The sequence below is a fragment of the Cellulomonas sp. RIT-PI-Y genome (assembly GCF_025642745.1).
Classification (GTDB): domain Bacteria; phylum Actinomycetota; class Actinomycetes; order Actinomycetales; family Cellulomonadaceae; genus Cellulomonas.
The window spans coordinates 38278-48112 of sequence record NZ_JANZKP010000026.1 but is presented as its reverse complement, the minus strand read 5'-3'; the positions used below and the strand labels follow the sequence as shown (position 1 = coordinate 48112).

8 protein-coding genes, 1 tRNA gene and 1 riboswitch are annotated in these 9835 nt (G+C 71.7%); of the genes, 2 read left to right on the top strand and 7 right to left on the bottom strand.

Annotated elements, in window-relative coordinates; translation table 11 throughout:
* Positions 1-79 precede the first annotated feature (79 nt).
* On the bottom strand, positions 80-664 hold the full coding sequence (locus OGL89_RS09995; protein WP_263119913.1) for an ECF transporter S component: 585 nt from the start codon (positions 662-664) through the stop codon (positions 80-82).
* A gap of 3 nt (positions 665-667) precedes the next feature.
* Positions 668-1306, bottom strand: a complete 639-nt coding sequence (locus OGL89_RS09990) for a Ykof family thiamine-binding protein (protein ID WP_263119912.1) — start codon at positions 1304-1306, stop codon at positions 668-670.
* Positions 1307-1443: 137 nt separating this feature from the next.
* Positions 1444-1553, bottom strand: a riboswitch (TPP riboswitch).
* Between the two features lie 102 nt (positions 1554-1655).
* Between OGL89_RS09990 and OGL89_RS09985 the strand changes: the two genes are divergently transcribed.
* Together OGL89_RS09985 and OGL89_RS09980 are read left to right on the top strand one after the other, a co-directional pair.
* Positions 1656-2567: a 2-dehydropantoate 2-reductase N-terminal domain-containing protein gene (locus OGL89_RS09985; RefSeq protein ID WP_263119911.1), complete on the top strand. Its 912-nt coding sequence runs from the start codon at positions 1656-1658 to the stop codon at positions 2565-2567.
* 394 nt (positions 2568-2961) lie between these two features.
* On the top strand, positions 2962-3399 hold the full coding sequence (locus OGL89_RS09980) for an AAA family ATPase (protein ID WP_263119910.1): 438 nt from the start codon (positions 2962-2964) through the stop codon (positions 3397-3399).
* A 250-nt stretch (positions 3400-3649) separates the two neighbouring features.
* Here the strand turns inward: OGL89_RS09980 and OGL89_RS09975 are convergent.
* From OGL89_RS09975 to der, 5 genes are all read right to left on the bottom strand, one after another.
* A tRNA-Pro gene (locus tag OGL89_RS09975) sits at positions 3650-3723 on the bottom strand.
* 139 nt (positions 3724-3862) lie between these two features.
* The gene (locus OGL89_RS09970; RefSeq protein ID WP_263119909.1) at positions 3863-5602 is read right to left on the bottom strand and encodes a carbohydrate-binding module family 20 domain-containing protein; all 1740 of its coding nucleotides are present in this window, start codon (positions 5600-5602) and stop codon (positions 3863-3865) included.
* Between the two features lie 107 nt (positions 5603-5709).
* A complete protein-coding gene (locus tag OGL89_RS09965) occupies positions 5710-6948 on the bottom strand; it encodes an MFS transporter (RefSeq protein ID WP_263119908.1) in 1239 nt (412 codons plus the stop codon).
* A gap of 180 nt (positions 6949-7128) precedes the next feature.
* On the bottom strand, positions 7129-8187 hold the full coding sequence (locus tag OGL89_RS09960; RefSeq protein WP_263119907.1) for a hypothetical protein: 1059 nt from the start codon (positions 8185-8187) through the stop codon (positions 7129-7131).
* A gap of 27 nt (positions 8188-8214) precedes the next feature.
* A complete protein-coding gene (gene der / locus OGL89_RS09955; protein ID WP_263119906.1) occupies positions 8215-9738 on the bottom strand; it encodes a ribosome biogenesis GTPase Der in 1524 nt (507 codons plus the stop codon).
* Positions 9739-9835: the final 97 nt, after the last annotated feature.

Genomic DNA, 9835 nt, shown 5'->3' with positions numbered 1-9835 from the left:
GCCCCCGGCGCCCGGCGCCCGGACGGTGACACCGGTGACCGCCGCCGCGTCCCGCACGGTCGACGGCACCCCGGTCCGCTCACGCATCACGCCCGGCCCGCCCGATCGCGAAATCGGCCAGCACTCCGGTGCGCTCCAGTCCACCGACCAGCACCTTGGCCAACAGGCCACCGAGCACGACGCCGGACACCACCTGGATCACCAGCCGGATCGCCAGCAGATCGCTGCCGTACCACCCGGACCGGAACGCGGAGAAGAAGAACACCAGCCCCGCACCGAGTGCGCCCGACGCCGCGTACACCGCCCACCCGAAACGCCGGTAGCGGGTCAGCGCGAACGGCAGCTCGCTGCCCAGCCCCTGCAGCGCGGCGGCGACGATCAGCAGCGGCCCCACGGCGGAGCCGAGGAACACGACCTCGATCACCGAGGCGAGCACCTCCGCCACCACCCCGGCGAACGGCCGCCGCACGATCGCGATCGCCACCGGTGCCACCAGCAGCCACCCGCCGAGCAGCACGTGCTGGGTCAGATCGCCGAACGGTCCGGTCGCCACCGACAGCGCGATCCACCCCTGCACCAGCACCCAGTACAGGAAGCCGAACACCACCCCGAGCACCACGACCAGCATCAGGTCCTTCATCGCCCACGCCGTGCCCCGTGCCACCGCTCAGGCCTCCGTCGGACTGGCGATCGACACGATCGCGTGGCTGGTCACGTGCTGCACACCCCGGCCGACCAGCACCCAGCCGGCCGCCACCGTCGCCAGCACCTCCGCCAGGTCACCCGCCAGCAGCGTCGCGTAGTGCTCGCCCCGCACGTAGGTCCCGAGCTCCTTCGCGTGATCGATCGCGGCGTAGATGTCCCGGAGGTGATCCGGTGCCCGCCCGGGTCGCCCGGTGTCGTCCAGCGGGTACAGCGACCAGTGCGCCGCCGCGTGGACGCCGGTCGGCGCCAGCACCGGGACCTCGGCCGCGCGGTCCAGCAGCTCCGGCGTGGTCGCGCAGGTAACCTCACCCGGGCAGCCACGGGACAGCAGCACCGATGCCGACACGTGCCGCCCGCCCCGCGCCGCCCCCGCGATCACGTCCCGCAGGTACTCCAGCACACGCTGTTCCGGCCCCCGCACCAGCGTGCTGACCGGGTCGGTCACCACCTCCAACCCGGCGCCGTCCGCCTCCGCGAGGGCGCCCAGGATGATCCCGGCGTAGTCGTCGGCCATCACGGCGACCGTGAACCGGGCGCCGATCCCGAGGTCCCGGTGATCGAGTCCGGCACTCGGAGCGGACGGAGAGGTCGAAGCGGTCATGACTGCACTGCCTTCCACGACGTGCGGAGGGCGGACCCGTCCTCGACGGGTGCGGAGAGGCCGATCAGGTCCGGTCGGGCAGCACGGAAGACGTCCCGGTGGTCCGGGGTCGCTCCGCCGGACGGCGGCGACGATCGAGCATCGGCTCACACTCTCCCTGCGCTGGCATTACCCAGATCAAGTTCGACGGTCGAAGCGTGCGACGCTTCCTCTCAGCCCGGTCCACCGAGCTCCCGTGTGTTCGGCGCCCACTCTAGCCGCAGGGCCACAACACGGTCGCCGCGAGGGTCGAGAGGACGCGATCGCCCGCACCTGCTCGCCGAGGTCGAGAGCGCCTACGGTTGGCGTCATGCGCATCGTGGTGGTGGGTGCCGGAGTGATCGGATCGGTCTACGCGGCGCGTCTGGCGGCGGCCGCGCACGAGGTCCACCTCGTGGCCCGTGGGCGTCGCCGGGCGTCGCTCGTGCAGGACGGACTGCGCGTACGGACCGAGGATCGCGTGGTGGTGGCGGATGTCAGGCTCGCGGCCGAGGACGGCGCCCTGCCCGAGACGGACCTCGTCGTGGTCGCCGTCAGGGCCACCCAGCTCGATCCCGTCCTCGATCTGCTCGTGACGTGCCCGGCCTCGACGGTGGTGTTCCTGCAGCACCTGGGCTCGCGAGCGGCCGAGGTCGTGTCGCGGGTGGGGGCGGAGCGCACTGTGCTGGCGTTCCCCGGCATCGGCGGGCTGATCCACGACGACGGAACGGTCGACTACGTCGAGATCGGTGCTCAGCCGACGACGATCGATGCCGCCGCCCCGCGCGCGGAGACCGTGCGGGAGGCCATCGCCTCGACCGGGATGCGCACGACGTTGGACGACGACATGCCCGCCTGGCTCGCCACCCACGAGGTCTTCGTCGCGTGCTTCGGTGCCGGGATCCTCGCCTGTGACGGCGATGCCGCTGCGCTCGCACGCGACGTGACCGCGTTACGCCATGTCGTCTCGGCCGTGCATGAGGGGTTCACCGCGCTCGATTCCCAGGGCATCGAGGTCAGGCCCCCCGCTTTGCGGGTGCTGTTCCTGCGCATGCCGCGCTGGTTCGCCGCCGCCTATTGGCGCCGCGCTCTGCGCGGGCCGGTCGGCACGATCGCCCTCGCACCGCACACCCGCGCGAGCCGCGACGACGAGTTCCCGCTCGTCTGCGCACGCGCGGTCGACTCACTCGACAACTCGCCGACGCCCGAGCTCTCCGCCCTGCTCGAGCCGCATCTGTCCTGACCAGCTCGTACCGCCTCCCCCTCCCCTGAGATGTCGGCACAGGCCGGCTCCGGCCGCCCCGGTGAGCCGCCGCGTCCGCCCGGCCGGGACCTTCGGCAGAGCGGCCCGACCACGCTCCGGCACTCGGGACGGCCGCGCCCGGGCGGTCCCCCGGCGCTCGAAGCACCGCGCGGTCACCCTGTGCCGGACTCCCGCGGAACGTCGGGAGAGGAGAGTGAAGCCCACAGCGAACGACGCGGGCCTCCTCGTGTCGGAGGACTCCGCCCACTCCTCCGGCGTCAGGTGGGCGTCGCAGGGCCGGACGCGCCTGCTCCATGACGCCGCCCTGGGGTGGTGTTGCTGGTGCAGGGCTCATGCTCATGTGGTCCGACTCGCGGCTGCGTAGGCTTGGATGATGGCTCGCGTCCTTCTCACTGGCATGTCGGGCGCCGGGAAGTCGACTCTGCTGGAGGAGCTCGCTCGGCGTGGGCGTCTGACCGTTGACACCGACGACGACGGGTGGACGTTGCCCGGCTCGGTGTGGGACGAGGATCGGATGAGCGAGCTTCTGGGTCGTCACGATGACGTGGTGGTCTCGGGAACGGTCGCGAACCAGGGCCGCTTCTATGACCGGTTCGACCATGTGGTGCTGCTGAGCGCTCCTGTCGAGGTGCTGATCGAGCGTGTCGCGACCCGGACGAACAACCCGTACGGGCGCTCGGCGGACCAGCAGGCCGAGATCCGGCAGTATGTGGTGGACGTCGAACCTCTGCTGCGGCGAGGGGCGACTGTCGAGCTCGACGGGCGCCTGCCGGTCGGCGAGCTGACCGACGCGATCGAAGCGCTGCTCTGAGGGCGGTAACCGGGCGCGGTCGCTGAGCCACGTACCTGTCATCCGCGCCCGTGCGTGCGCGAGCGGCCTCGCAGGCGTTCTGGTCCCCATCGTGGTCCCCGAGCGCAGGGAAGCGGGGCCGAGGCGGTCCGACCATCCACAGACGAGCGTCCGACGCCGCCCAGGGGGACGACGTGATGGGGCGTCGACGACCGATCACATCCAGCTACGGAAAAGTCCCGGAAACCCTTGAGTTTCCGGGACTTCTCGGTCGGGCTGACAGGATTTGAACCTGCGACCCCTTGACCCCCAGTCAAGTGCGCTACCAAGCTGCGCTACAGCCCGATGGCCCCCGAAAGGGCCGCGCCCAGACTACCCCACGACGACCCGAACCCCCGCATCCGAGCCGCGACGCGTCGACCGTGACCAGCACCACTGCGACCGGCCCCGCACCGTGCGGGGCCGGCCACAGGGCCTCACCCCGTCACGACCGCCAGGTGTCGTTCAGCGTGACGGTCCCGGAACTGCCGACCGTGGCGGTCCGGTTCGCCCCGGACTCCCAGACCACGGTGCCGGAGCCGTCGAGCTTCACGTACTTGTACTCGAAGCTAGTCCCGGCGGGCAGGCTGAGCGTGCCGGTCCACACCGGGTAGCTGGCGGAGGACAGCGCGAACCCGGCGCTGGGGGTCCAGTTGCCGAGGGCGGGGATGTTCCCGACCGCGTACACGTTCTGCCCCCAGACCGTGCTGGCGTTCACCGCGAACGCCACCTGGGACTGCGACGGCGTGCCGGGGTTGGCACCGCCGGTAGTGGTGGCGCCGACGTGCAGCGCCAGGGCGCCGTAGGCGGGCACGGTGGCGGTGAAGGTCCCCGAGGAGCTGACGGCGTAGGACACCGAGCAGTCGTCGGAGGCCACCACGTCGCAGTACGTGCCGGCGGGCAGCGAGGTCTGGTACATCCGGGTCACCGCGGAGGCGCCGTTGTTGATCGTGACGTACCCCTGGTTCCCCCGCCCGTAGGCGATGTGGTTGGCGCCGTCGTCCCACCAGTTGGTGAGGGCGGTGCCGTCCACCTGGTTGTGGAAGCCGACCATCCCGGCGATCTCGGTCCAGCGCTGGGTGCAGGTCCAGGACGAGGACGCGCAGTTCGCGTCGGGCACCGAGGTGGCGGTCGCACCGGGCGCACCGGCGTCGGTGTTCGTGTACCGGTAACCGGAGTAGACCGACGGCGATCCGTAGGGGTAGGAGAGCATGAACGTGTTGGCCAGGATGTACTTCGCCCCCCAGCTCTGGTTCATGGTCTCGCCGTTGCGTTCGGTGTCGTGGTTGTCGACGAACACCCCGGCCTGGGCCGACGGCAGCAGGCCGTTGGCGATCGTGCTCAGCTGGGAGATCTGGCCGTCGAACCGCGACTTGAGCGTGCGCGCGTAATCGAACTCGTGCACGTCACCGGTGCCGACGTACTCGGATTCGGTGATCGGCTCCCCCGCCGCGCCGATGACCTCCTGGACCCAGTAGACGTCCGGGTCGGAGAGCTTGGCCTTGATCGCGGCCAGGTCGGCGGCGGGGATGTGCTTGGCCGCGTCGATCCGGAAGCCGGACACCCCGAGCGAGATCAGGTCGTTCAGGTAGGCCGCGATCACTCCGCGCACGTACTCGGACCCGGTGCGCAGGTCCTGCAGCGAGACCAGTCGGCAGTTCTGCACCTGGTACCGGTCGTTGTAGTTGCTGATGTTGGTGCGGCAGTCGTTGAAGTCGGCCGCGCTGTAGATGCCGGGGAAGGAGTCCACGCCGTAGGACGACCCGGCCACCCCGATCCCGGAGCCGCCGTCGGCGCCGGTGGTGTGGTTGATCACCGCGTCCGCGATGACGCCGACACCCGCCGCCTCGCAGGTCTGGACCATGGCGGCGAACTCGGCCCGGGTGCCGAGCTTGGACTCGATCTTGTAGCTGACCGGCTGGTAGGACGTCCACCAGGCGGTGCCCTGGATGGACTCCTGCGGCGGTGACACCTGGACGTAGCCGAACCCGGCCGGACCGATGGTGCTGGTGCACTCGGCGGCGACCGAGTCCCAGGTCCACTGGAACAGGTTGAGGATGACGTCGCCGTCGCCGTGCTCCGGCGCCGTGGCGGTGGCCGGGGCCGCGACCCCGGTCAGCGCGGTGAGGACGAGGCCGGCGGTCGCCAGCAGTGCGGCAGGTCTGAATCGTCGAGCGAGCTTCATTGCCCCTGCTTTCGTCGGTGCCCGTGGGCACGACCCACGCCCGGGCATCGTCGCCGGGGCGCACCGCCCTGCAAGACCTTGCAGAACGTTGCGCAACAAGCTAGCGGCTAGACCGCGGCCTTGTCACCCGGTTGCGCAACTTCTTGCAACGCCGGCGATGACGCCCCGGTCGGCAGGTGGGCCCGCCATCCGCAGGCCACCACGACCAGCGCCACCACGGCCAGCACCACGCCCCCGCCGAACATCACCGGGTACGCCCACCGCCCGGACAGCCAGGACAGCAGCGCGGGCACGAAGAAGCCGGTGTACGCCAGCGAGTAGTAGACCGCGGTCAGTCCGGCCAGGTCGTCGGGCCCGGCGATCCGCTGGACCTCGGACAGCCCGGCGACCAGCGCGATCCCGTACCCGCAGCCCAGCACCGCCGCCGCCACCACCACGATCGGCAGCGAGAGCGTCGACGCGGCCCACGCGGCCAGCGACAGCCCGACCACGATCAGCACCAGCGCCAGCACCGACGCCCGTGCGGAGTGCCGGGTGTCGATCGCCCGGCCCACCGACTGGATGCCGAACCCGCAGCCCAGCGTGATCACGGTCAGCAGAGCGGAGAACGCCACCGGCATCCCGCCCGAGTGCTCCCGCATCAGCCCCGGCAGCACCGCGTACGCCGACCCGACCGCGCCGAACACCCACGGCGCCAGCGGCACCACGACCCACCAGAACCGTCGGTGCCCGAGTGTCGGGATCCGCAGATCGTCCCGCAGCCGGCCCGGCACGGTGGCCCGCGGATGCGTCTCCGGCACCCGGCGTACCAGCACCCAGGTCACCGCCGTCACCACGGCGTGCAGGAGGTACGGCAGCGCGGTGCGCCACGGACCCCACTGCGCCAACGCCCCGGCGATCCCGGCCCCGATCAGGAAACCCAGGGTCAGCGCCAGCGACGCGCGTCGCGCACCCGTACCGGCTCCGGACAGCTCGGTGATCCAGGTGGTGCCGACCGCCATCGCCAACCCGAGCGCGACCCCGGACAGCACCCGCCCGGCGGACAGCATGGCCACGGACGACGGCCCGGCGGCCAGGATCAGCGAGCCTACGATCCCGATCGGCGCGGCCGGCACCAGCAGTCGTCGCCGTCCGAACCGGTCGGACAGCGGCCCGCCGATCAGCAGCGCCGGGATGATCCCGAGCACGTAGGCACCGAGCAGCACGTTCACGGTCAGCGCGCTGTAGTCGCCGACCTCGCGGTACATCACCAGCAGCGGCGTGAACTCGTTCCCGCCCCAGGCGATCGCGAACACCAGCGCGGCGACCCGCCGCCAGTCGGTACCGGGACGTGGGTCGGGATCCATGACTCCTACACATACGCCGACCCGCTCCGTCGCAGCCCGGCGGTCCAAATGATGGGATGACTCATCCCGGGGATCCGAGATGCACCGGACCCGTGCGCCCCGGACCGAGAGTGCACGAATGCAGGTCTCGGGGCGCTGGAGGGCGGCATTAGTGCACTCTCGGCGCGCTGTGGTGCGGGCTCAGAGCTGCTCGGCGTCCTCGGTCGCGTCGGGTTCGCCGAGCTTGCCGCGGAGCACGTCCAGCTCCGCCGCCACCAGGCCGAGCAGGACCAGGTCGACCACCAGGCCGGACACCGCGCTCCACTGGTCCACCCGGAACAGGAAGATCTGCACCAGGAGCAGGTTCACCAGCACCGCACGCCGGAACCACTCGTACCCGGTCGCGCGATCCGTGCCGACCTTCCGCAGCCCCAGCACCGACAGCCCGAGGGACAGCGCGCCGGATACCACGATCCCGGCCAGCGCCCAGTTCGGCAGCGGCGAGCCGGTCGCCCAGAGCACGATCCCGCGCACCAGCGTGTACAGCGTGGCCACGCCCAGCACGATCACGGTCACCCGCGGCGCCCAGCGCACCCGGACCACCCGGCGACTGACCCCGACCACCCAGGACGCGACCGCGCCGATCGGGTCCGGCAACTCCTTGGCGTCGTCCTGCACCGAGTCCAGCAGCGCGCGGACCTGCTCCGCACCCGCCACGTCCCCGGCCTCGTCGACCAGGGCGCGCGCCTGCCGCCGGGCCCGCTTGGAGAACCCGCCCGCCATCCCGGCCACCGCGAGGTCGGTCGCCGCGGCCAGCACCTCGTGCGGGTCACGCTTGCGCCGGTGGATCAGCTCGGCGGTGAGCACCAGCAGCACGATCACCACATAGATCAGCGCGGCGGTCGGCTCGAAGAAGTAGTCGTTGTCCGAGGTGACGAACTTGCCGACCTCGTCGATGAACAGCCCGAAGCCGATCCCGCCGACCACCGCCACCAGCGGACGCACCACAGGCCCGGCCCAGGACAGCGCCGCGACCAGCGCAAGCGCCATCAGCAGCCCGCCCCAGAGCACGTGCGCGATGTGCAGTCCCCCGCCGCCGACCTGCGGGAAACCGGCCAGCGCCAGCCCGCCCCGGGTGACCAGCACCGTGAGCACCGTGAGCGCGAGGAACCCGGCGACGTGCCGGGTCCCGGACGGATCCCGAGGCAGGCCGATCACCAGGAGCGGGTTACGGCGGCGGAGGGTGTTCTGCTCGGGCACCCGTCGGATGATGCCACCCCTCGCTGATCAGCGCTTGCGCTTCTCCCGCACCCGGACCGAGATGCTGATCGGCGACCCCTCGAAGCCGAAGGTCTCCCGCAGCCGGCGCTCGATGAACCGGCGGTACTGCGCCTCGATGAACCCGGTCGCGAAGATCACGAACCGCGGCGGCTTGGTGGACGCCTGGGTCGCGAACAGGATGCGCGGCTGCTTGCCGCCGCGCAGCGGGTGCGGGTGCGCGGCGACCAGCTCGCCGAGGAACGAGTTCAGCTTGCCGGTCGGGATGCGCATGTCCCAGGACTCCAGCGAGCGGGTCAGCGCGGGCACCAGCCGGTCGGTGTGCCAACCGGTCTTGGCCGAGACGTTCACCCGGGGCGCCCACTGGATCTGGACCAGCTCGCGCTCGATCTCCCGCTCCAGGTAGGGCCGGCGGTCCTCGTCCATCAGGTCCCACTTGTTGTACGCGATCACCAGCGCACGGCCCGCGTCGACCACCTGCTGCACCACGCGGATGTCCTGCTCGGTCAGCGGCGCCGACGCGTCCAGCAGCACCACCGCGACCTCGGCCTTCTCGATCGCGGCCTGGGTGCGCAGCGAGGCGTAGAAGTCCGCGCCGCTGGTCTGGTGCACCCGGCGCCGGATGCCCGCGGTGTCCACGAACCACCACGGCACGCCGCGCAGCTCGACCAGCTCGTCGACCGGGTCGCGGGTGGTGCCGGCGATGTCGTCGACGACGACGCGGTTCTCGCCCAGGACCTTGTTCAGCAGCGAGGACTTGCCGACGTTCGGGCGACCGACCAGGGCCACCCGGCGCGGACCGCCCGGACGCGCCTCACCGTGTGCGGACACCCGCGGCAGCGCGGACATCGCCGCGTCCAGCAGGTCGCCGGTGCCGCGGCCGTGCAGGGCCGAGATCGCGTGCGGCTCCCCCAGCCCCAGGCTCCACAGCTGGGCCGCGTCCGCCTCGGCACGCGGGCCGTCGACCTTGTTGGCGCACAGCACCACCGGCTTGCCCGAGCGCCGCAGCAGCTTCACCACCCGCTCGTCGGTGGCGGTCGGGCCCACGGTGGCGTCCACCACGAACAGCACCGCATCGGCCAGCGAGATCGCGACCTCGGCCTGCTCGGCGACCCGGGCCTCGATCCCCGCGACGTCGACCTCCCAGCCCCCGGTGTCCACCAGCGTGAACCGGCGACCGGCCCACTCCGCCGGGTAGCTCACCCGGTCACGGGTGACGCCGGGCTTGTCCTCGACGACCGCCTCGCGGCGGCCCAGGATCCGGTTCACCAGGGTGGACTTGCCGACGTTCGGGCGGCCCACGACGGCGAGCACCGGCAGGACCTCGTGCTCGGAGTCGTCACCGTCCGGGTCCCAGTCGTCGCCGAGCAGCGCGGCGTCCTCGTCGTCCAGCTCGTACTCGTCCAGGCCGACCCGCAGGGCGTGCTCCCGAGCGACGTCGTCGGCGTCGTCGACCAACGGCACCGACGGGGCCTCCTCGGCCTGCTCGGTGGGGTCGAAGTCGTCCGCCGCGGCGGCTCGGATGTCAGACATGGGCACCATTGTCCCCGATCACTGGTGTGCTCCGCGAACACCGCACATGCCCGCGCCGCCGAGAAGCCACATCCCGTCGCCCGAATCGCCCGCGGAA